Genomic DNA, 22,220 nt, shown 5'->3' with positions numbered 1-22,220 from the left:
GGCATTGGACCGCATCGCTCAGAATCACCTTCTCCCCAAAGATTTGCGCAACGACCCTACTTCCCCATAGGGAATGAAAGTATGCAGCGAGCCACTACGCCTGGACGAATCACCCCTTTGTGAACGACGATGTTGTTATCAACAGTTGCCAAAACAAGTGTTAACCACGAAACTTGATCTCATGAATGATCCGGCACCTTTAAGACAACAGGTGCCAAGGCAATCATTATCCCACAAAACGATCATAATACTTGCTAAGATACACATTATGAGCACAATTCAAGATATAGAGAGCAAAACTGGCCGGTTTATCCGCGAAGCCCGGCTCGGCCGCGACCTCACGCAAGCTGAACTCGCGCGCCAAAGTGATGTGTCACTCAGCTCTCTGCAAAATCTGGAGGCTGGCCGCGGGGTAAAATTGGAGACTTTTCTCCGGACCCTACGTACACTCGACCGACTAGACATCATCGACGCGTTAGATGAAGGTTTCAGTGAGCTAAGCCCTATGGAGGCCTTGCGTCTCGCTCAAAAAAAACCCGCAAGGCCACAACGGGCCTCAAGACGGAGGAATTAGCTTGCCTTTCGAACATGTGGAAGTCATCGAAGTCAAAGCATGGGGTCAGACCATTGGCGCAATTAACCGTGGAAAAATTCGCAACGCCTTCACCTTCGAGTTCGCGCCAGGGCTAGATGGCAAGGCCTCGTTCTTTCCGCTCAGCATGAACCCAACTAGACAGAAGCGATTGTTCTCTTTCCCTGGGCTCAGCACCGAAACATGGAGCGAGCTACCGCCCGGTATCGCCGATTCGCTGCCCGATAAATTCGGTAACACAATCATCAATGCCGAAATGGCCCGTCGCGGCGCGGATCCCACCAAAGTCTCAGTGCTCGACCGGTTGGCCTACACCGGGCGCCGAGCCATGGGAGCTCTTGAATTTCAACCCGCGAACAGCCCCCTAATGCCACACCCTACGGCGCTGGATTTGAGCGACTTGGTAGTTAAGGCGCGCCAAGCTGTAGCAGGAACACTGGCCAACGATGTCGAATCAGAGGCAGCGCTAGCCCAAATTCTCGCAGTCGGATCAAGCGCCGGTGGCGCTCGCGCCAAAGCTGTAGTCAATCTTAATCCAGTCACAAATGAACTCACACCTGGACAAGAACCATCAGCCGACGCCGAAAGCTGGCTGCTCAAATTCGATGGCGTACAGGATGAAAAACTCGGTGACGGCAAAGCATTCGGACGTATCGAATACGCGTATTCGTTGATGGCGAGGGCTGCGGGGATCAACATGCCCAAAACTCGGCTGCACAAAGAGAATGACCGTGCACACTTCATGATCAAACGTTTCGATCGTCCCGGTGGAACGCGAAAACTTCACATGCAGAGCTTATGCGCCATGAAATTACTGGACTTTAATCTCGTGGGAACCCATGACTATTCGCAGTTCTTGCAGACCATCGATCAACTGAATCTCGGGGATCAGGCCAAAAACGAGGCGTTTCGCAGAATGGTATTCAACTACGCTGCATGGAACTGTGACGACCACACAAAGAATCAGTCATTCCTAATGGACGAACGTGGGCAGTGGAGTCTCGCCCCTGCTTATGACGTCACTTTCAGTTATCGGGCAGACAGCAAATGGGTTGACCAGCACCTCATGGGTGTCAACGGGAAATTCCTGCACGTCACGGCCGAAGAAATGTACCGGTTTGGGGAACAACACGGTGTTAGAGGATACCGATCCATTGTCAGTGAGGTCAACGACGCAGTAGACAACTGGAGCGACTACGCAAACAGCGCAGAAGTCGACACAATCGATCGTAGACCAATCGAGGAGCGCATTGGGCGCTTGATTTGACGATGCACACAAAGACGATCAAGATGCCTACTCAAAAGAGCTGCTTACCGCAGTGGCGCAGCGCACCGAACTAATCCACGACCTTTCCCATCGCTTTTGCAATCCGCAGTTCCCTATGCAGAAAACAACTGTGCGAAGTGACGCTCTAGATCCGCGCCATCTGTTTAGCGCTAAAGATTGTCGCGAAGAGTTAGAAGAGCGATGGGACAGACCCCACTCAAAAGAACCACACAGGAGCGCTCGATACGCTGGAACAGGTTCTGTTAAAGGAACCGCTTCATCAGCACACCCGAGAGACAGAAATCAGGTCATGTCACCAAGCGCCCTTTTTCGCACCGTTGCCCGAGCCGAAGCAGTAACCTGGACGCTTCTGCTGATCGCAATGTTCTTGAAGTACGTAGTCAAGGTGGGCGATTGGCCAGTTTCTATCGCGGGATTCGTGCACGGCTTCGTCTTCTTGTCTTACGTTGCCACCGGTGTTCTTGTCGGCATCAACCAACGCTGGAGCAAACGTTCCATCGTTCTCACGGCAGCCACCTCAGTGGTTCCGTACCTGACAATTCCTTATGAACGCCGGCTCACGAAGTTAGGGCGTTTGGAAGGCCAGTGGCGCACTACCAAGAGCGATCACCCGGATGATGCGAAGCGGATCGACACGCTATTCCGCTGGATGGTCGGCCGTCCCCTGCTAACCGCCGTGAGCGCGGTCGTGATTGTTGGTTTGGTCTTCACCGCCATGCTGATCATGGGCCCTCCAGGTGGGGGCGCGTAGTAACTTAGTCGTCTTTGTATTCGGCTTCCCAACAGTCCTAGCATCAGACTGCACCCAGTGAACCGCGATGCAAGCTTTTACACTTCCATCCCTTCGAAGACGCTATCGTCAGTGAACTCCCCAATGAGACTCCGATGGGCTTCTACCGTACGGACACCGGGGTATAAACCTGTCTGGCGGTGTTCCGGAACAAGCACAGTATAGGCCGCGGTCTCGATTACGCTCGTTTGATCGCCATAAATAATCCTTTGGCCGCCTTTGGTCTGCGAAAGTGCCAAATGGCGTGGCACACGTTTCATAACTATTCCTCCGAGATCCACCACGCAAGCATCGACATCTTGGTTGGGGGCATTATCGAGATAACAGGTTGTTCCTTCGTCCCCGGTAGCTTTTTGCTCTACAAGGCCGTAAGACCAGGCGAAGTTGCAGTTTTGATCCATCCAAGTACGGTGTCACCCATCATTCCCACCCAGATCGAACGAGCTTGAGTTCTATAAAAATACCTCTGTTCTGCGAAACTTCATAGGAAACAGAAGGGCCTATTCCGGCAGCTGCACAAAGCCTTTCATCAATATTCGGGCGGTACGCAACAGCGAAGTGTGCATCAGCTTCCCCGCGGCATCAAAGTGCGCGGCAGCAGACACTGCCCCGGAGGGTGTCCCAAGCCGAATGATCTCCCCCTCCAATCCAGGGGCCACCTTCGCCACGATGCTGCCGGGAATCTGAGCCGCGGCGGCCAAACACATGGCACCGGTCCCCGGGACCGCTTTGTGCGTTTGTCCCATGGAAATCACCCGAATCGCCAGATCCGAGTCTTCGGCCCCGCTCAGTGTTCCGTCTAATAGTAAAGCGGGCGAGGACGGCGCTATCAGCGCAATTTTTGGCACCACGTGCGCCGCCTCATCAGGTGTTGCAGACAAACCCATGGCCACTGCCCCTGCCCTGCGGATCTTTTCCAACCGCTGAATCACCGGTGTGTTCGCGTCGATGGCCTCCGGGCTTTCGGTGCCATCCAGCCCCAGCAGCGAAGCCTGGATCATCACCATGGGAAGCGCCGCATCAACCAGGCTCACCGGATACACCTGCCCGTCAACCTTTAATAAGTCCGCGGGATTGCCGGTGGGCAGCAAACCAGAACTGCGGCTGCCCGCCGGGTCCGGATAACTCAGTTCGATCGGCGCAGCAACACCATGCACACCGGGCAACGACAACGCGCCACGCACGGCGGCCCGACCGCCAACCACCTGAAGCGTCACCTGCACCAGCTTCGAGGTATTTGTATTAAACAGCGTGAATCGTTGCTCCCCTTCCGGGGCCTGAAGCAAACCAGCTTCGAGGGCAAAAGGCACCACACCGGACGACAGATTCCCGCAGTTTCCTGCATAGTCGGTGATTCCTGAATCCACCGCGACTTGGCCAAAAGTGTAATCCAGGTCCACGCCATCACGTTTTGAGCGGGCAACCACCATCACCTTGGACAGCGAGGAAATACCTCCGCCCATTCCATCCAGTTGACGCCCGAAACGATCCGGTGCTCCCAGCGCCTGGGCAAAAATGCGATTACGCTCTGATTCTTCATCCGGGAGCCAATCTTCGCAGAAGAACAAACCCTTGCTCGTTCCACCGCGGACAAAAACCGCCTCAATCCACTGCACACAGACTCCCGAATCTCTCAGCTTGGACCCTTCGGTGGCCCCGGGGCCATTCTAAATCTCGATCACTCATCAGCACGGATTCGTTTCCATGACACCGAACTCGTCAGTCCGTCCAGCTTCGGCGTGCGCCACCGGCAGGAACGTCATACAGTTCACGCTCGATACTAGCCAAATGGCCGATGCACCATCCCATAACCGACTGGCAAGGTGGAGGCATGAGCGAACAACAACCTCGAAGCAGCCACCAGCAACATTTCACGCTGCGCATGGGACTGCCGGCATTAGCCCTTGGATCAGCCGTGTTTCTGGGTGCATGTTCGCAGAGTTCAACCCCGCCACCAACAGAAACCGGACAAAATACCGTGTACCCCCAAGATCAAACAGCCCTGCTACAAACCGCGGTGCAATCGGCTGACGTTGACGCGGCAAAGGCCGCTATCGCTGGCGGCGCCGAGGTTAATACCTCATTGCCTGATGGGACTCCCCTGGTGGTACTGGCGACGAAAAATGAGGACACCGAGCTGGCCACGGCGCTGATCTCCGCCGGGGCCGACGTAAACGCCAAGGATTCCATTGACGATTCCGCTTTTCTTTATGCCGGAGCCGAGGGGCTCAATGAAATCCTGAAACTCACCATTGTCCACGGGGCCGATGTTTCAAGCACCAACCGCTACGGCGGGACCGCGCTGATTCCGGCTGCCGAACATGGCCACACAAAGACCGTCAAAATCTTGCTGGACGCGGGGGTGCCGGTGGACCACATCAACAACTTGGGGTGGACTGCCCTGCATGAAGCGATTGTGCTCGGCGATGGCGGGTCCCGCCAAGTTGAAACGGTCCGTTTGCTCCTGGTCGGTGGGGCGGATCAAAACATCCCGGATGGCAACGGGACTTCCCCGCGTGAGCTGGCGGCACAGCAGGGTTACACGGATATCGTCAGTGTGCTTGATGGCAACAACCGGTAGTCGCTGCCATCAGTCTCATCGGTTGCCGCGGTGTCTCCTGCCGGTTGCACGGTGGCACGTCGCGACCAACGGCCGTTGCCGTGTGAGCGGTTGGAAAAATCACCCCGGGTGACCGTGCTGTGCGCGCGGTTCCCGGGGTGGAAGATGTTCCTGATTATTTCGCTTGGACCAGTGGCAGAACTGCCTGGTAGTCAGCTTCCTGCTTCTGCCAGAACTCGCCGTAGCTCTGGGCGTCTTGGAAGCTAGTCGTCAGTCCGAGGTTATCCATCTTGGTAATCACTTCTTCGTTTTCGATTGCGCTTTGCAGCGCCGCTTCCAGTTTCGCGGCAACCGCCTCGGGCAACCCGGCAGGAGCCGCATAGCCACGAGCCGTCGTTGAGACGATGTCATATCCTTCTTCGGTGAAGGTCGGGACCTCTGGCAGCATCTCGGTGCGTTCGGTATTCATCACTCCCAGCACCCGGGCTTTGCCCTGATTGGCCAGATCCACTACCTCGCTGATATTTCCCACCAACACGTCGACGTGTTTGCCCAAGAACGCAGTGGACGCTTGGGAGGCACCTTCGGAGAAGTGGACCGGGCTCAGCGCAGAGCCGGTGGTCTCATTGATCTGCGCAATGGCGAAGTGTTCGCCACCCATCTGTCCGGTGGTGGTGGCGTTGATGGTATCCGGGTTCGCGCTGCTCGCTTCGAGCAAGTCCTTCAAGCTGGCGTAGGGGCTGTCGGGTTGCACTGCGATCACCATCGGATCAACTACCTGGCGGGCCAGCGGCTGCAGGTCCTCGCGGGAGAAGGCCGCACCACGTGATTCATCCAGCGGGATCACTACAATCGACGGGGAACCCACCGCGCCGATGGTGTAGCCATCCGGTTTGGCGTTGGCCAGCGCCGTGTAACCGATCTGGCCGCCGGCACCGGGTTTGTTCACTACCTCGACGTTGGTCCCCAACTCTTCTTCCAACACCGGCTGGATCAAGCGGGCGGCCGTGTCCACCGGGCCGCCCGGTGAGAACGCAACAACCAGTTCGACGGATTTCCCGTTTTTCGGGAAATCTTCTCCGGATGAGGCGGCGGTTGAGGAGCTGTCGACGCAGCCGGTGGCGGTCAGGGCGAGGGCGCCCACGGCGAGCGCCGAAATCAGTTTTTTCATGTGTATTCCTTAGAAAGTGTGAGCTGAGGCGAGGGGATGATTAGCTTTCAGGATCTTCTGCGGCCAGAGCTGCTGGTTTACGCAGCTTCAGCAGCGGGCTGCAGACAATCACCAGCGCGAGGATCAGAAGAACCAGGGTGATTGGTCGATCCATGAATATGGAGAAACTGCCGTGGGAAATGTCCAGGGATTCACGCAGCGAGCGTTCCATCAACGGGCCCAGGACCAAGGTGAGCACCATGGGTGCCAGGGGAATATCAAGGTGACGCAGCCCCAGGCCCACCAAGCCGAAAAGAATCATGACAAACACGTCGAACACGGAGAAATTGATGGTGTAGGCGCCAACCACCATGAACATCAGGATCAGGCCGGCCAGGATCGGGTACGGGACCTTCAAGATCGAGGTCCACAACCCCACCAATGGCACATTCAGCACCAGCAGCAAGACGTTGCCGATAAACAGGCTGGCAATGATGGTCCAGGCCAAGGTGCTGTGCTCCGCGAACAGGGTCGGCCCGGGGGTCAGTCCCTGCTGCAGGAACGCTCCCATCAAGACCGCAATGGTTGGAGAAGCCGGGATACCGAGGGTGAACAGCGGGATCAGTGCGCCGTTGGCGTGTGCGTTGTTGGCGGTTTCCGGACCGGCAACACCCTCAATGGCCCCCTTGCCCAGTTCGTCGCGGTGCTTGGAGAATTTCTTTTCTGCTCCATAGGAGAGCAGCGAGGAGACCGAGCCGGTCATGCCCGGGATCAATCCCATCGCGAAACCAATACCGGTGCCGCGGGCGAAGGACGGGGTGCTGCGTTTCCAATCGGTGCGGGTAGGGAGCAATGCACGCATACCCGGTGCCTGCACCACTGTTTGGTTCTTCCCTGGACGGTAGGACAGGATTTCGGACAGCCCGAAGATGCCAACGATGACCGCCACAAAGGACACCCCGTCGAGCAAACGGTCCATGCCGAAGGTGAAACGCGGTGCTCCCATCACCGGGTCGATACCGATCATGGAAATCAGCAAACCAAGGGCTCCGGAAATCAGTGCACGCACCATCGAGCGCCCGGCCAACGCCACCAGCAGGGAAATCCCCACCACAACCAAGGCGAAAAATTCTGGCGGACCGATCAGCAGCCCCAGGCTTCCCAATGGTTTGGCCGCAAGCACCAACCCTACGGTGGCAATCGAGCCGCCGATGAACGAGCCGACCGCTGCAATCGTCAGTGCGACACCGGCCCGGCCCATCTTGGTCATTTGATAACCGTCGATGGCCGTAATCGCCGAGGCGGCTTCACCCGGAGTGTTCAGCAGAACACTGGTAATGGTCCCGCCGTAGGTGGTGCCGTAAAAAATGGCGCAGAGCATGATGATGGAGCCGGCAGGATCCAAGCTGAGGGTCAACGGGATCAACAGGGCGATACCCGCCACGGGGCCGATGCCGGGCAATACGCCAATGACGGTACCCAGCAGGCAGCCGACAAAAGCGAAAAGGAGGTTCTGCCAGGTCATCGCCTCGGCAAATCCCATCATGAGTTCGTTTAGAACGTCCATGTCACAGTCCGATCAGGTTCAGCGGCAGCAACGATGCTACCGGAAGTGATACATGCAAGACGGCGGTGAACAGGTAAAAGACACCCACGCTGCCAAACAGCGAGATGACCACCGCTTTAACCCATCCAATACGGGCCCGGAACTGGAGGTGATACAGCAGAAAAGCAAAAACGCTCACCTGGAAGCCCAGCAGCGGCATCACTGCGGCCAAAATAACCAGGCTGAGCACCACCGCCCACACCTGGGCCTTATCAAGAGGTTCGGCCGAGGCCGATGAATTGATGTTGTTGCGCTCTTGAATGAACCAGATAACCGACAAGATCACGAGGAAGGCCCCCAGAACAGCGGGGAAGAAACCGGCGCCCGGCCCCATCGTGGTCCACAGGCCCAACGAGATCGAACCGGTCAGCGCATACAGGCCCACCAGGGCGATGGCGGCTTGCCCAATCACAATGGATCGCCGGACCGGTGCCACACCCTCCTCCCTTGCCTCATTCTCCATGACTGCCTCCAATTGCATAGTTTGTTCTCAAATTTCATACAGTAAAACTTTGTAGCGTGCTATGAAATAGTGACACGGGGCACAAGCCCGGGTCAAGCAAAACCTAGAATTCGCAATGAAATTGCGTAGAATGAAATTATGGTTGCAGATCGACAGGAAAAAACAGAGACCCCCAACGGCATGCGGTCGCTGACCCGCGCGATCGCCGTCTTCGAGCAGATCCAGCGTTATGACCACCCGCAGCGGCTGAGCGCCATCGCGGCCGATTTGGGCATGAGCTCGCCCACCACGCTGCGTATCTTGCGCGTCCTGCAAGAGGCAGGGCTGGTCAGCCAGACCGACAAGAGCTACCGCCTAGGCCCGGCGGTTCTGCCAGCGGCGCGGGTTTTCCTGGAAAACGACCCACTGCCCCGAATCGCCAAACCCATCCTGGAGCAACTCTCCAGCGCAACAAACCTCACCGCATCGCTCTACACCCGACTGGGCAGCGAACGCGTCCTGGTGGAGCGCGTGGTGGGCGAAACTTCATTGGGTTACAGCCTGCCGCAGGGGCGGCGACTGCCCTTGACCGCCGGCGCCGCCGGTCGGACCCTGCTCCGAGGACTGTTCGACGAAGAGCTGGAGGTGATCGCCGAAGCCTCACGCCGCCTGCATTATGAAAACGAGGACTTCGATCTGGCCGCCATCAAGTCCCGAGTCCCTGCACCGGAGACAACCTATGTCATTTCAGAGGACGAGCGAGCGCTGGGAATCATTTCACTTGCCACACTGATCCCCTCCCGGCAGGGTTCCTACACCGAGGCGCTATCCCTGACCGGCCCGATACACGCGGTCACCCGCACCCAACTCGAGGCGCATGCACCGGAACTCCTGCACGCCGCACGCCGGATCTCCGACCTTTTGGCCAGCAGCGTCTACTAAGCCCGCAGCCTCTGCGGATCACCCGCACCCGGCACCGACCGCACTCGCCCGCCCAAGCCATTCGGCCCAGGCGGGCGACTGGCTTTAACCGCCCAATCGGGCCAGCAAGCTCTCCTCTTGACACCGTGACGCGCAACATGTCATGATTCCGTACATTACAAATTAATTGCGTAGTATGAAACTGAAGAACATTCCATGAAATAAAATTGGAGTTCTTCACCCACGCAACACCGCAGAATCACAGGGATAGGTGCCCCATGAACCAACAGACTGCAGCCACCAGCGTCGATCAATCGGTGATCGACCGGCTCGCCGCGTTGCCCGCCGCCAATATCGGGGATGCCATGCAGCGCCTTGGCATTGCCGCCGCCGAGATCCAGGCAGTCTGGAACGGCGCCAAGCTTGCCGGCCCGGCGTACACCGTTTGGGTTGCCCCGGGGGACAACGCCGGAATCCACGAAGCGCTGAAACACGCGCAACCCGGTCAGGTCATCGTGGTGAACGGCGGCGGCTACACCGACCGTGCGCTGCTCGGAGAATTGATCGGCGAACGGGCAGTCTCCAAGGGGATCGCCGGCTTCGCCGTGGACGGAGCCGTGCGGGATGCCGTGGATCTAGGCGAAATCAACCTTCCGGTGTTCGCCCGCTCCACCAGCCCCGCCGGCCCCTACAAAAACGGCCCGTTCAAGGTTGGCCAACCCATTGCCTTCGGCGGGGTAGCGGTGATGCCCGGGGACATCGTAGTGGGCGATTCGGACGGCGTGGTGATCATCCCAGCCGATGCGGCCGAACAGATCGCCGCCGCGGCCGAAGCGGTGAACCTCGATGAATCCCAGCGGCGCGCCGCCATTCTCGCCAGCCGCGCAACCACCACCTCCTAAACCCCAAAGGCAACAAACCATGAAATGCGCAATTATCGGACTTGGCGAAGTCGGACAGATCTACTCAGCGGCCCTGCGCGGGGCCGGCCACGAGATCATCGGCTTTGACCCCTTTGTCAGCACCGCCCCCGAGGGCATGACCCTGGCCGCGTCGGCAGCCGACGCGGCCGCGCAGGCAGACCTGGTGCTGGTCCTCACCGGCGCGGCAGCCGCCCCTGCGGTGGCCGGCGAATGCCTTCCGGTGATGGCGCCGGGAACCTACTATGCGGATCTCACCAGCTCGTCGCCCAAGGTGATGCAGGAGCTGGGTGCCACCGCCGGAGCCGTGAACTTTATTGATGTCGCCATCCTCGGACCGGTCATCGCCCAAGGTGCGCAGACCCCGCTCATGGCCAGCGGGAGCGGCGCCGAGCACTTCGCCAGCCTGCTTGCGTCGCTCGGGGCGCAGGTCACTGTGGTTGCCGGAGGACCAGGCAGCGCCATGTCGCACAAGCTGCTGCGCAGTGTCTTCACCAAGGGCCTGGCCTCGGTAGTGATCGAGGCCGTGAGGGCCGGGGCGGCCGCGGGCCTAGAGCCGTGGATCCGCGAGGAAATCTCCAAAACCCTCGCCGGAGACGGGCAGGCGGTGATCGACCGCTACCTCACGGGCACCGCCAAACATGCGGTGCGGCGGGCGGCAGAAATGCGCTCCACCGGCGGATACCTTGAAGATTTGGGGGTCCCGCGGGAAATGACCGAAGCGTCGGCTAGTGCCATGGAACGAATGGCTGCGGACAATAGAATGAGCGCTAGCTAGCCCGCGCGCTGGCACGGTGGGAAGGAATAGGCATGATTGGCATTTGGGCGCTGGGGACTTACCTGGCAGTCATCATCATTTGGACGGTGCTGCTGCGGCGAAACGTCGGCGAAGCCATGATTTTGGGTTTCCTGGTGGCGGCGGCATTCAACGGCGCGGGCATGATCTCCAATGGGTGGGCGGCGCTCTATGACGCGTTGACCGACGAAATCGTGTACGCCACGGTGATTTTTGTATTCATGGGTTATCTGCTGGAACGCGCCGGGGTCATGGAACGAATGATCAATCTGCTGGATTCACTGATCGGCGGGAGCAAGGGCGGGGCCGCCTACGTTTCCACGGTCTCCTCCGCGGGGCTGGGGAGTATCGTGCACAACCAGGCGGCCATTGCCGCCACGGTAGGCTCCATCACTATCCCCTGGATGGAACGCTCGAAAATCGACCGTCCCACCGCGGCCACGATTGTGGCCGGCAATGCGGGCATGGGCATCACCTTCCCCTTCAGCGCCTCGATGTTCGTGCTGGTTGGCTCCTCAACGGTCGGGCCGCTGCTCTCCGCCAACGAGTTGATCCTGCCGCTGATTTTTGGCGGTTTATGGTGTGTGCTTCACCGGTTGATCGTCGCCTATATCCTGGTGCGCCGCAGCGGAGCCCAAGCGACCCCCAAGGAGCAGCGCCAGCAACTCACCGTGGCCTTCAGGCAGGGATGGGCCACCTTGTTGCTTTTTGTCGGAGTGGCCATTCCGATGATCATCACCAGCGGCGCGGTGGCACAGCTGCTCAGCGAACATACCCAAACCGAGGTTTCCAAAACCGTCAGCCCGATTTTCTGGATCCCCATTGTGCTGATTGTGATGGGTGTGCTGCTCGGGTGGCGCAAACTCCCGGGCAGCCTCAAGGACTGGGGCAAACTGCTGGAAGACTCGATCCCCCGCTTCGGCATTGTCGGCATCACCGTGCTGTTCGCCTTCGCTGGCGCCAACGCGCTGGCCAGCACCGGGCTGCCGGAACAGCTGACCGCCGTGCTGAACCAGCTGGATCTTCCGGTGTGGCTCTTGGCGCTGGTGATCGGGCTGATCGTGGTGGCCGTCGCCGCCCCGTTGTCGTCAACCGCCACCATGGCCGCGGTGGGTACCGTCGGTGTTGCGGCCCTGGTGGCCGCCGGGGTTCCCGCCCCCACGGCGGCCGTGGCAGTGCTGGTGTTCTCCTCTTGCGAGGCGGCCGTCCCGCCCGGCGGTGCGCCGCTGTATGTTGCCTGCGGCATTGCCGGGGTGAACCCCTACAACACCTTCCGCCGCATGATGCTGTTTTATGCCCTTCCGTTGCTCGGGATCGGCGTACTGATTGCCTCCGGCATCCTGCCGGTCTAGACCCTGAAAGGACACACCGATGTATCGCTCAATACTTCAAAAGGTATTTGTTTTCTCCCTGGCGCTCGCCTTGGTGGGAGGCGTGGTATTTGTCCTCTGGCAGGCCGTTGGACTCGCCGCCGGCAGCGCCGCCATCCTCACCGCACCCAATGGCGTCTTCAAAACCGTACTGTGCATTGCCGCTTCGGTGGCATCCATCGCGGCCTACCTGTTGCTGCATGTAGGCTCGAGCCCACGCGAATACGCCGAGGAGAATCAGTCGAAATGACCCAGCCACGCTCTTACCCAACCCGTGCCGAGCTGAAACGTCGCCCGGGGCGGCTGGCCGGAACCTCCTGGGAACTGTTCACCTCCCCTTCCGCCGGGACGCCGGAGAAGATTGACGACACAACACGTCAACGTGCTGTCGCAACCGTGCGCAGGGGCGAGAGTTTTGGCCTGGATTACTCCATCGACGCCTTTGCCCCGGGAATGTCCAAAACCCGCGAGGCACCCCGGCACCACATCTTCGGCAACCACCCGGCCCACCGGGATGACTACCTTGACGGTTTTTACTTGCAAGGCTCCACGCAGCTCGACGGGCTGCGCCACCGACGCTCAGACGAGGTAGGTTTCTACGGCGGCGTGGCCGATGAAGTGATCATTCCGGGCACAACGGAATTGGGTATTCAGCACTGGGCCGATCAGCCGATTGTCACGCGCGGGGTTTTGCTTGATGTCTCCGGGTTCGCCGACGCGCAAGGGCAACCGCTGGATCATGAGGCCGGCGCCCAGATCTCCTTTGACCTCTTGCAAGATACCCTGCGGTGGCAAAACATCACGTTAGACCAGGGTGATACCGTGATGGTCCACACCGGGTGGAGCGAGTGGTTCCTCTCCTTATCCCCCGGGCAGAAATCCAGACAACGGGATTCCGGCAAGGCCACGGGACTCACCCAGTCCGAAGAGCTGCTGGACTGGGCTTGGGATAGCGGGCTGAGTGTGTTGGCGGCCGATAACTTCGCGGTTGAATGCCTCCCGCCGGTGGCCGACTCCCCCTTTGCGAGCTCTGCCCCCAATGACCGCGGGATGATGCATCAAGAGTTCCTGGCGAAACTCGGGTTGCCGCTGGGTGAATTGTGGCGCTTGGGCCCGTTGGCGCGGCGGATGAAGGAACTGAAGCGCTCCGATTGTTTGCTGGTCATCAAACCGCTCAATGTTGTTGGCGGAACAGGTTCACCGGCAAACGCCACGGCGATTCTCTGAGTTAAGCATTCCGTAGCGGCCACGGGGGCAAATGCCTTATGCGGTCCGCTGCAGGTTGCAAAAGCAAAACATTGTTTTCCCACGCTCATTGGCCACAAGTGTCATGCGTGATTCTTTGACCGGAGATTGCTTGAGTGCATGCGGCACCATTCCACCAACGAAGATTCGGTGCGAAATCCCGAGGGTTTTGCGGTGAAGTTTTCTTTAATCGTTCCTTGACCCGTTTCTCCGTAGACCCAGCCTGCGAACATGGATATCGAGCCTGACTCCTGGTCCTGCGCTCCCTCAGCAGCATGACCAGGGGCTAGGCCAACAGACCCGGTCTAGCCCCTGATCGAGAATCAGGGTTCAGGCAGAAGCCCACAATTCCGGGTTTTCCGCCAAGTCCCAGAACACACCGGCCATCATGCGCAGCCCCTCTTCAACTACCGGCACCAGAAGGTGCTCGTTTGGCGCGTGTTGCAGCGAGCCCGGGTAAGAATGCGGAATCCAGATTGTTGGCAAGTCCAGCGTCTGCGCAAACACCGCGTTGGGGATGGTTCCTCCGAGATTCGGAAGCACCACGGGTGTGCGCCCTGTCGTCTCCGTTAACGACCTGATGACAACGTCAACCACCGGCGCATCCAAGGAAAGCCGTGAGGCAGGGACATCGCTGCCGCTGACCACCTCAACGGTATCGATCCCGTGGTCGCGAAGGTGCGCGGTAATTCGCTCGGAGAGGTTAGAGGTATCGGTTCCCACAACGTACCGCAGGTGCAAATGCGCCCGAGCACTCGCTGGAATGGCGTTCACCGGAGCCGCTGGCTGCCCTGATTCCATGGCGATCACCTCAAGGGTGTTCCATCCGAAGACTCGTTCGTTGGGAGTCAACCGGGGCTCACCCCAATTCGGATCGGCTGCCGCGGCGGTGGCCGGCAACTGGCCAATGGCAACCACCACAGCATCGGGAATTCCGTCTACGGGGAGCAAACCCGGCATCTCAATGACGCCGTTTTCATCTACCAAACTAGAAATCGCCGCGGCCAGCGTTGTGGCTGGATTACGCAGCCGCCCTCCCCAGTTTCCCGAATGGGCGCTGTCTTCGCGCAGGGTGCAATCAAGAACGAATGATGCGCACCCCCGCGATCCCAAAAAGATCGTTGGCAACTCGGCACTATAGCGAGGTCCGTCTGATCCGATAAACAGGTCAGAACGGAACAATGAACGGTTGGCACCAATGGTTTCGTCAAGCCCCACCGACCCGGCTTCTTCACCGGATTCCAACAACACCTGAACGTTGAATCCCAACGCCCCACGGATCTCGAGCACCGTCCGCAAGGCCAGCAGATTCACGGTGTGCTGGCCCTTGTTATCCGCGGTTCCTCGACCGTAGAGCCGTTCACCCTTGCGTTCAAGCCGCCAGGGGCTCAACCCTGGCTCCCAAGCTTCCTCATGGGCGAACTGAACATCCGCATGCCCATACAGGAGAACCGTCGGAAGCGATTCATCTTCAATCCTCTGTGCAAGAAGGATCGGATGATCCGCAGAAACAACGTTTTGCAGGATTTGGTGGCTGAACCCCAAATCCAGCAAGTCCGGAATGATCTCATCTTCGAAATACCGGATTTGCGCCGCCCCGTTGTTTCGTCCTTGGCTCTCGGTGCGATGCACAACCCTCGCGCCCAGGACCCTTTCAAATTCTCCATTGTGCAACGTCTGTACGGCAGTGGAAATGGCGCTGTCTCGTGTGGCTACGATGTTCTGCATCGAGTTCCTTTCATCTCTGATCGCTTGGTTATGCTTCTGCGGTAAACGTTAGATTTCACGTAGTTCGGAGGGATCCAGTTGATAGATCCTGATGGCGTTCTCTAGAAAGATCGCGGTTTGCTGCGACAACTCTAGCGACCGGGTGCTACGGCGGACGGCCTCCAGGGTCTGTGCGTAAGTGAATCCTTGCAATGACGCCACCGGGAAATCACTGCCGAACACCATACGCTCCGGGCCAAAGGTTTCCGCGAGAACACCAACTTGCTCGTCAAGATGCGACTGAGTTTTGGCGTTCAAAAAAGAAAACGAAGCCGAGAGTTTAATGGCGATATTTGTGTGTTGCGCCATTCGCTCTAATCCGTCGCGCCAACGTTTGCGTCCCGGGCCGGAGAGGTCCGCCGGTGAGCCCTTGTGGTTGATGACGATCTGCAACTCGGGGTAAGTCCGAGCCAAGTTGGCGACGTTCAGCGCTTGCTCTGGGTACATCAAGAGCTCCAGCAACAGACCGCGGTCCAGAACCAGCTCAACGGATTTTCGCCATTCCACGGTCTCTGTGAGATTCGATTCCGAAGCCATTTGCAGGTTGGGGTCCGGCGTCCAGCCGATGGTCTGCCGCACACCAACTACTCGTTCCGAGTCCAGATGCTTCTCCAGCGTGCTGCGTGTTAACCGATGGCCAAAAGGAACCCCGGCCACGTAGCGCAGCGCTACGGAATCCTCATGCGCCAAGCCATCTAGCCATTGGGTTTCGCGTTCCTGGCCAGACTCCGGATTCCACATGGCCTCCACATGGACCGAGCCGACAACACCGGCTCCCGTCACATCCTTGCGGTAATCGTCATGCGAATAGTTCCGGCCCTTGAGCGGGTCGAATCGCCCCGGCGGTCCAAAATTTCCATGCGGACCGAGCCAGGGGTAATCACCAGTTGCCAGGTCCCACAGATGGTGGTGGGCATCCACCACCGCGCCGCGATAAACGTTGTGAAGTTCCTGAGGGGTGAGGGACATCTGCCCCAGCTCCGCGTTCGCCGGGTCAACGTCCAGATATTGGCTAGTCAAGGACTTTGCCCTTAGTTTCAGGCATCACGAACAAGACCACTAGTGTCGCCAGGAGCCCGGCTGCCGATACGTACCAGAAGAACAGATTTCCCAGGCCCAAACCACCAAGCCACGTCATGAGCAGGCCAGCTGTTCCGCCGAAAGCGGCAACAGTCAGGTTGTACCAGGAGCCGATTCCGATGGCGCGCAACCGTGTGGGGAACAGTTCAGACATGAATGCAGGATTCAACGCGGAATGTCCGGCGTAGAGGGAAAGCAGAACGGCGAAAACGAGGAACATGTTCACGAAGCTCGGTTCTTTCACCAGCAGTGAGAGCGGGATGGTGAGCACGGTGTATCCCACCGTCATCACCAACAGTGGTGGGCGGCGGCCAATACGGTCAGAGAGCACTCCGACCGGGTACTGCAAGGCGACAAAAATAGCAGTTGCCGCTGAGAGCGCCCAAAATACTTGGGCCTTTTCTGCACCATAGAAGTTGATGACGTACGGGGTCAGTGCCGAGAAGTTTGTGTAATAGGCCAAGGTTCCGACCATGGTCAGTGAGACAATGATCAGTACAGACTTCGGGTGCTGGGTGATGGTGGCCAGCAGAGGGTTTTTGGTTGCGACAGCTTCAGCCTTATTCGACTCGAAATGCTCGGATTCACGAAGATCCCGGCGTAGCCAGACACCGACAAGACCCAGCAATGCGCCCACAACAAACGGTATGCGCCAGCCCCACGCAGCCAAGGCGGCGTCATCCATGGCGCTGGTGAGCAGCGCGCCAAGCAGCGAGGCAACCAGTACCATCGAGCCGGTGGAAATGTAGAAGAAGGCCGAGTACCGTCCGCGATGCGACGGAGGAGCGATTTCAGCTAGGTACGACGCAGCATTAGACACTTCACCACCCAGCGAAACGGCCTGGGCAACACGGGCCACAAACAAGAGCACCGGTGCGAACCAACCAACCATCGCAAATGTCGGCAATGCGGCAATCAGCAAGGAGCCGAATGCCATCAAGGTGATGGTCAGCAACATGCCGTTTTTGCGTCCGGCAACATCGGCGAACCGGCCAATGATGATCCCGCCCAGGGGGCGGAAGAAGAAGGACAGCGCATAGATCAGGAACGTCGATACCAACGCGCCGGTTTCATCCCCGGGAAACATCTGGGAGGAGAAAAATACCGCGAATGTCGCGTAAATGGTCCAGTCGAACCACTCCACAGCGTTGCCAGCGCTGGCCGCAACAATCGTCTTAACCGGCATCTTGTGCCGAGTTTCTGTCGTTTTAGTGCCTGCAGTCGAAGTCATCTCAATTTCACCGCTTTCTGATAATGATTGGTTGAATCACAGCTCGGTTGAGCCGGAGGAGCCGATACCGACAAAAGTTGTTTCCAGGTATTCGTGGATTCCTTCGGCGCCGCCTTCACGGCCGACTCCGGATTCCTTAACGCCGCCAAAGGGTGCTGCAGGATTTGCGATCACTCCGGCGTTCAAACCCAACATGCCCGTTTCCAGCTTTTCCGCCAGGCGCAGCCCGCGGTCGATGTTTTTGGTGAAGGCATAGGCAACCAAACCGAATTCGGTGTCGTTGGCCAGGTCGATGGCTTCCTGTTCGGTTGAGAAGCTCACGATCGGAGCCACCGGTCCGAAGACTTCTTCCCGGAGGATTCGCGCTTCGGAGGGCACATCCACCAGGACGGTAGGTTCAAAGAAGCTACCCGGGCCGGCAACCCGGTGTCCCCCTGTCAACACGCGTGCACCGAAAGCGACCGCGTCGTTGACCAGCTCAGCAACTTTGGCCACCGCCCGGTGATCAATCAACGGGCCCAGTTGCGTGGCTGGTTCATGTCCCGGACCCACCACCAGTTGCGACATGCGAGCTGCCAGTTTTTGCGAGAAGACCTCGACCAGCGACTGATGGACGTAGAACCTGTTGGCCGAGGTGCACACCTGTCCGGCATTACGCACCTTGGCCAGCAGTGCTCCCTCAACGGCGGCATCCACGTCGGCATCTTCAAAAACAATCAGCGGGGCATTTCCACCCAGTTCCATTGAGGAGCGCAGAACGTGTTTCCCGGACTGTTCCAAGAGGACACGGCCCACAGCGGTCGAACCAGTGAACGAGATCTTGCGAAGCCGCGGATCTTCCATCAGGGGCTGAACCAACTCCGAGGCACTGGTGGTCGGCAGGATGCTCACCACACCTTCTGGAACGCCGGCGTCAACCAATACCTGGCCGAACAGCAGCGCCGTCAGGGGTGTCAGCTCCGAAGGCTTCAGGATCACGGTGCATCCAGCGGCCAGTGCGGGGGCAATTTTCCTGGTCGCCATCGCAAGGGGGAAATTCCACGGTGCGATGAGCAACGACGGGCCGACCGCCTTGTAGGTGACGATAAAACGTTGCTTGCCATCCGGGGAGGAGGTGTACCGCCCGTTGATCCTCACCGCTTCTTCAGCAAACCAGCGCAAGAAATCGGCGGCGTAGCTCACTTCGCCGCGCGCCTCCTGCAGGGGTTTGCCCATCTCCGTGCTGATAACTGCCGCGAACTGTTCGGTACGTTCAAGAACCAGGTCATAGGCTCGCAGCAGCAGGTCGCTTCGTGTCCGCGGCGCCGTTGCCGCCCACGAAGCTTGGGCCTCCTGAGCGAGGTCCAAGGCAACAATGCCGTCCTCCGCCGAGGCGTCATGAACGTTGGCGATATGTTCCCCGGTGGCCGGGTTGTAGACAGCGAATGTCGTATCAGTCGCAGATTTCTGCCACCGGCCGCCCATCAACAAGTCTGTGGGCACACCAGCAATGTCAGCATTACCGGCTGCTGAAGGCCTGTCGGATACTTCTGAGATATAAGTCACTGTGAGAGCGTAGCTAGGATCTACGCAACGACGAACCTCATTCCACATTCGAGAACGCACCGATGCCGGGCGGAGAACGCTGCACCTCGGGATGCTAGGAGAGCGCTGCTCCCCTTGCATCTGGCCGCCGAATGAGTTCTTGAATAGTTTCGGCGATAAGCTGTGCGGCCGGGCTGAACTTAGCACCGATACGCCCTTGAAGTTGAAGCTGCCTGCTTTGGAATTCTGGTTCTTGCATCGGAACGGACACCACCAGGGACTTATCCGTGGGGTCCAGGCTGATATCGCTCAAGAGGGTAATGGCGTCGCTGCCCTGAACGTAGGCAAGGCTGGCCGCGACATCATCTGTTTCAAATGCCGGGTCGATCCCACGCAGCGACGTCGCGGCAAAAACATCAACCAGGGCCCGACTTGTTGCCCCGTGCGGACTGAGCACCAAGGGGAACTGGGATATCTCGCGGAAGGTCAGCACCGGGCGCTGGCTGAAGGTGTGCCCGCGGCGCATGATGGCGTGAACGGGGGCGCCCGTCGACAAAAGCACTTGCACCTTGGAGGCCAAGCTCAGGTTGTAGGTCACCCCGAGGTCAACCACGGCGTCACGCACCATTGAACTCACTGCACTGGCAGGAGCTCGTTTGAGCCGCACACGCAGCCCCGGCATTTGCCGTTCAGCCAACGCTATGGCTCGTGGCAAGAGGTAGTGAACAGCACCTTCAGAGCCAGCTATTGACACAATGGGGGATACATTGACATCCCTGATTTGCCCGGTGACTTCAGAAGCCAAGGACAGCGCAGAGCGCGCATAGGCAGCGAAAGCATTTCCTTCCGACGTCGGTTTGAGGCCGTGTGGAAGTCGCTCGAATAAACTGACATTCAGTTCTCGTTCGAGGCGCGCAATATGGCGGCTAACGGCCGAGCTCGCTATCAGCAAACGACGTGCGGCGGCGTTGACGGACCCTGTCTCATAGACAGCCAAAAAATATTCAACCGCCGGATCAACCAAGCTCATCTTGCTCCCAACATTCGATTCCATTTGAAGTTTCGACACATCAACGATGGATCTGGAATGTAACTAGAGTAGCGAAGAGTCATACGCCGCTCCTACAGTTTTTAGGCAATAGTTACGAAGCGTTTCAAGGCAATGAGAGCCCGCCCATCCGGTCAAAAGAGGAGTATCCCGGAGACTGGCCAAGACCAATGTTGTACTTCTGAGGTTTGCACATACCGTGTGGGCCAATACCTGCGATGAGCGATGTATCGTTTGTTAAATGCGAATTGGTTCCGTAGAGATCCAGCCACTTTTCGACGGTTACGGCCGTGAACAGGCTGGTGAGATTATTTCTCGCTTCAATTTTCCAGATGCATGGCGTTGCCACCCGGAATCCTTTGGACACGACGGGCATTGGGAATTCCCCGTCGGCGGATTCCTGATCCGCACGGGAGAACGAATCATCGTTCTTGATACCGGAGTAGGTCCAATGGACGATGGGTCGTACAAAGGCGGCGGGCTCATTGCCCAATTGGCATCTTTCGGGGTTCGACCCACCGATGTCACCGATGTCCTTTTTAGTCATCTCCATTTCGACCACATCGGCTGGGCAAGCCGTGATGCCCGCCCCGTGTTCCCAAATGCAACCTACCGAGTCCATGAACGAGATTGGCGCCATTTCATGGACGGCGAGGCAAAGTCGGCAGTAGGAACAGAACTGCTATCTCCGATTCAGAATCAGCTTGAGCTCTTTACCGCCGACTTCGAAATTGCGCCTCATGTTTCGACACGGTTCAGTCCTGGCCATACTCCTGGCTCAACCGTTTTTGTCATCGCGTCCGAACAGCAACGAGCAATTCTGCTGGGTGACATTGTGCATTCGACGGTTCAGCTATCTGAACCGGACTGGACTGTCATTTGGGATGTGGATCCCCTGGCCGCTTCGCGGGTTCGCAATGACATCGCTGACGACGCAGAAAAGACCGGCGACTTGCTCGTGGCCGCGCATTTCCCGAAGATGCAATTTGGCCGAGTGCTGCGGGTAGAGGGCATCCGCAAGTTTGTTGCGCTGTAGGCCTGTCTTGGAGCTTGTCGGATGTTTGCAACCCGTGTTGAGTTAGGTTCTCTGACCGGCTGCCGGCGTTTCTCCGGCCCTGTTTCTGGCCCCGAATCTCATGTGCTCAGATGGACACCAAAAATGCTCCCCGCAAAGCGGCCCAACAGCGTGGGTCTCTCCGCGAGGAGCAATTTTTGTACATGTCATCTTGCTGCACTTCTACGGACCATTAAGGTGCACGGTTCAGTACAAGCAACATGGCACGCTAGCTAGTGAGCACGACGCTTTCGTACTGCAAGCGAGATTACTCCAGCAAGTACAAGGAGCGTTGCGAGTCCGCCAACAATAGCGATGTTCGCACCGGTGCTCGCCAATCCATCATTAGGCTTTTCCGGGGAGACTGGCTCCTGAGAAGGCTTTGACGGATCGGAAACATCTGGCGAAGCGGAAGGCTCCTGAGAAGGCTTTGCCGACTCCGAAGGCTCCTCAATCGGCGACTCCGAAGGATCAGGCGACTCCGAAGGCTCCTCAGTCGGCGAATCCGAAGGATCAGGCGACTCCGAAGGCTCCTCAGTCGGCGAATCCGAAGGATCAGGCGACTCCGAAGGCTCCTCAGTCGGCGACTCCGAAGGATCAGGCGACTCCGAAGGCTCCTCAGTCGGCGACTCCGAAGGATCAGGCGACTCCGAAGGCTCCTCAGTCGGCGACTCCGAAGGATCAGGCGACTCCGAAGGCTCCTCAGTCGGCGTCTCTGAAGGTTCCGGCTCGATTTCTTCGTAGGTCACGTGAACATTCGCACCAGTCTCATTACCGTTACGATCCTTCACGACGTATGCGATATCAGTCGGATTACCCTCGAAACCCTCTTCAGG

21 protein-coding genes and 1 pseudogene are annotated in these 22,220 nt (G+C 58.4%); 11 read left to right on the top strand and 11 right to left on the bottom strand.

The window, feature by feature from the left end; genetic code table 11:
- Positions 1-268 precede the first annotated feature (268 nt).
- The 3 genes from ACIOWL_RS14110 to ACIOWL_RS14100 all read left to right on the top strand — a co-directional run bounded on the left by ACIOWL_RS14110 (position 269) and on the right by ACIOWL_RS14100 (position 2,631).
- A complete protein-coding gene (locus ACIOWL_RS14110) occupies positions 269-574 on the top strand; it encodes a helix-turn-helix domain-containing protein (protein WP_400386257.1) in 306 nt (101 codons plus the stop codon).
- 1 nt (position 575) lies between these two features.
- A complete protein-coding gene (locus ACIOWL_RS14105) occupies positions 576-1,859 on the top strand; it encodes a type II toxin-antitoxin system HipA family toxin (protein ID WP_400386254.1) in 1,284 nt (427 codons plus the stop codon).
- Positions 1,860-2,169: 310 nt separating this feature from the next.
- Positions 2,170-2,631 (top strand): DUF3817 domain-containing protein, encoded by a 462-nt coding sequence (locus ACIOWL_RS14100; RefSeq protein ID WP_400386252.1) that lies wholly within the window; start codon positions 2,170-2,172, stop codon positions 2,629-2,631.
- A gap of 77 nt (positions 2,632-2,708) precedes the next feature.
- On the opposite strand, the gene ACIOWL_RS14095 is transcribed toward ACIOWL_RS14100, so the two are convergent.
- Both ACIOWL_RS14095 and ACIOWL_RS14090 read right to left on the bottom strand, forming a co-directional pair.
- A complete protein-coding gene (locus tag ACIOWL_RS14095) occupies positions 2,709-3,071 on the bottom strand; it encodes a hypothetical protein (protein ID WP_400386250.1) in 363 nt (120 codons plus the stop codon).
- A 99-nt stretch (positions 3,072-3,170) separates the two neighbouring features.
- Positions 3,171-4,286 (bottom strand): PrpF domain-containing protein, encoded by a 1,116-nt coding sequence (locus tag ACIOWL_RS14090; protein WP_400386247.1) that lies wholly within the window; start codon positions 4,284-4,286, stop codon positions 3,171-3,173.
- A 215-nt stretch (positions 4,287-4,501) separates the two neighbouring features.
- On the opposite strand from ACIOWL_RS14090, the gene ACIOWL_RS14085 reads away from it, so the two are divergent.
- Complete coding sequence (locus ACIOWL_RS14085; protein ID WP_400386245.1) at positions 4,502-5,251, top strand: ankyrin repeat domain-containing protein; 750 nt, start codon at positions 4,502-4,504, stop codon at positions 5,249-5,251.
- Positions 5,252-5,405: 154 nt separating this feature from the next.
- Here the strand turns inward: ACIOWL_RS14085 and ACIOWL_RS14080 are convergent, their stop codons facing one another.
- From ACIOWL_RS14080 to ACIOWL_RS14070, 3 genes are read right to left on the bottom strand one after another with little or no spacing between them, the layout of a single operon-like run.
- Positions 5,406-6,401, bottom strand: a complete 996-nt coding sequence (locus ACIOWL_RS14080; RefSeq protein ID WP_400386242.1) for a tripartite tricarboxylate transporter substrate binding protein — start codon at positions 6,399-6,401, stop codon at positions 5,406-5,408.
- Positions 6,402-6,441: 40 nt separating this feature from the next.
- Positions 6,442-7,947 carry a tripartite tricarboxylate transporter permease gene (locus tag ACIOWL_RS14075; RefSeq protein WP_400386239.1) on the bottom strand — a complete coding sequence of 502 codons (1,506 nt, stop codon included), beginning with the start codon at positions 7,945-7,947 and terminating at the stop codon, positions 6,442-6,444.
- 1 nt (position 7,948) lies between these two features.
- The gene (locus ACIOWL_RS14070) at positions 7,949-8,449 is read right to left on the bottom strand and encodes a tripartite tricarboxylate transporter TctB family protein (protein ID WP_400386236.1); all 501 of its coding nucleotides are present in this window, start codon (positions 8,447-8,449) and stop codon (positions 7,949-7,951) included.
- 138 nt (positions 8,450-8,587) lie between these two features.
- Here ACIOWL_RS14070 and ACIOWL_RS14065 point away from each other — a divergent pair, with 138 nt between their 5' ends.
- From ACIOWL_RS14065 to ACIOWL_RS14040, 6 genes are all read left to right on the top strand, one after another.
- Positions 8,588-9,370 (top strand): IclR family transcriptional regulator, encoded by a 783-nt coding sequence (locus ACIOWL_RS14065; protein ID WP_400386233.1) that lies wholly within the window; start codon positions 8,588-8,590, stop codon positions 9,368-9,370.
- A gap of 257 nt (positions 9,371-9,627) precedes the next feature.
- Entirely contained in the window at positions 9,628-10,251 is a 624-nt protein-coding gene (locus ACIOWL_RS14060; RefSeq protein WP_400386230.1) for an RraA family protein, read from the top strand.
- A gap of 19 nt (positions 10,252-10,270) precedes the next feature.
- Entirely contained in the window at positions 10,271-11,047 is a 777-nt protein-coding gene (locus tag ACIOWL_RS14055; RefSeq protein WP_400386227.1) for a DUF1932 domain-containing protein, read from the top strand.
- 32 nt (positions 11,048-11,079) lie between these two features.
- Positions 11,080-12,417: a TRAP transporter large permease subunit gene (locus ACIOWL_RS14050; protein WP_400386224.1), complete on the top strand. Its 1,338-nt coding sequence runs from the start codon at positions 11,080-11,082 to the stop codon at positions 12,415-12,417.
- Positions 12,418-12,436: 19 nt separating this feature from the next.
- Positions 12,437-12,685 carry a hypothetical protein gene (locus tag ACIOWL_RS14045; protein ID WP_400386221.1) on the top strand — a complete coding sequence of 83 codons (249 nt, stop codon included), beginning with the start codon at positions 12,437-12,439 and terminating at the stop codon, positions 12,683-12,685.
- Entirely contained in the window at positions 12,682-13,662 is a 981-nt protein-coding gene (locus tag ACIOWL_RS14040; RefSeq protein ID WP_400386218.1) for a cyclase family protein, read from the top strand. The genes ACIOWL_RS14045 and ACIOWL_RS14040 overlap by 4 nt, the downstream gene beginning before the upstream one ends.
- A 348-nt stretch (positions 13,663-14,010) precedes the next feature.
- On the opposite strand, the gene ACIOWL_RS14035 is transcribed toward ACIOWL_RS14040, so the two are convergent.
- From ACIOWL_RS14035 to ACIOWL_RS14015, 5 genes are all read right to left on the bottom strand, one after another.
- Positions 14,011-15,408 carry a M20/M25/M40 family metallo-hydrolase gene (locus tag ACIOWL_RS14035; protein ID WP_400386215.1) on the bottom strand — a complete coding sequence of 466 codons (1,398 nt, stop codon included), beginning with the start codon at positions 15,406-15,408 and terminating at the stop codon, positions 14,011-14,013.
- Positions 15,409-15,456: 48 nt separating this feature from the next.
- Positions 15,457-16,467, bottom strand: a complete 1,011-nt coding sequence (locus tag ACIOWL_RS14030) for an amidohydrolase family protein (protein WP_400386213.1) — start codon at positions 16,465-16,467, stop codon at positions 15,457-15,459.
- Positions 16,460-17,713, bottom strand: a complete 1,254-nt coding sequence (locus ACIOWL_RS14025) for an MFS transporter (RefSeq protein ID WP_400386211.1) — start codon at positions 17,711-17,713, stop codon at positions 16,460-16,462. The genes ACIOWL_RS14030 and ACIOWL_RS14025 overlap by 8 nt, the downstream gene beginning before the upstream one ends.
- Before the next feature lie 81 nt (positions 17,714-17,794).
- Entirely contained in the window at positions 17,795-19,222 is a 1,428-nt protein-coding gene (locus ACIOWL_RS14020) for an NAD-dependent succinate-semialdehyde dehydrogenase (RefSeq protein ID WP_400386523.1), read from the bottom strand.
- A 175-nt stretch (positions 19,223-19,397) separates the two neighbouring features.
- Entirely contained in the window at positions 19,398-20,312 is a 915-nt protein-coding gene (locus tag ACIOWL_RS14015; protein WP_400386520.1) for a LysR family transcriptional regulator, read from the bottom strand.
- Positions 20,313-20,571: 259 nt separating this feature from the next.
- Here ACIOWL_RS14015 and ACIOWL_RS14010 point away from each other — a divergent pair, with 259 nt between their 5' ends.
- A complete protein-coding gene (locus tag ACIOWL_RS14010; protein ID WP_400386209.1) occupies positions 20,572-21,366 on the top strand; it encodes an MBL fold metallo-hydrolase in 795 nt (264 codons plus the stop codon).
- 251 nt (positions 21,367-21,617) lie between these two features.
- On the opposite strand, the pseudogene ACIOWL_RS14005 reads toward ACIOWL_RS14010, so the two are convergent.
- Positions 21,618-22,220 (bottom strand): annotated as a pseudogene (locus ACIOWL_RS14005) (hypothetical protein); the annotation flags it as partial.

This window comes from Glutamicibacter sp. NPDC087344, assembly GCF_044744225.1.
In the GTDB taxonomy this organism is placed as follows: Bacteria; Actinomycetota; Actinomycetes; order Actinomycetales; family Micrococcaceae; genus Glutamicibacter.
Note: the sequence above shows the minus strand (reverse complement) of the source record. Positions and strands in the feature narration are given on the sequence as shown.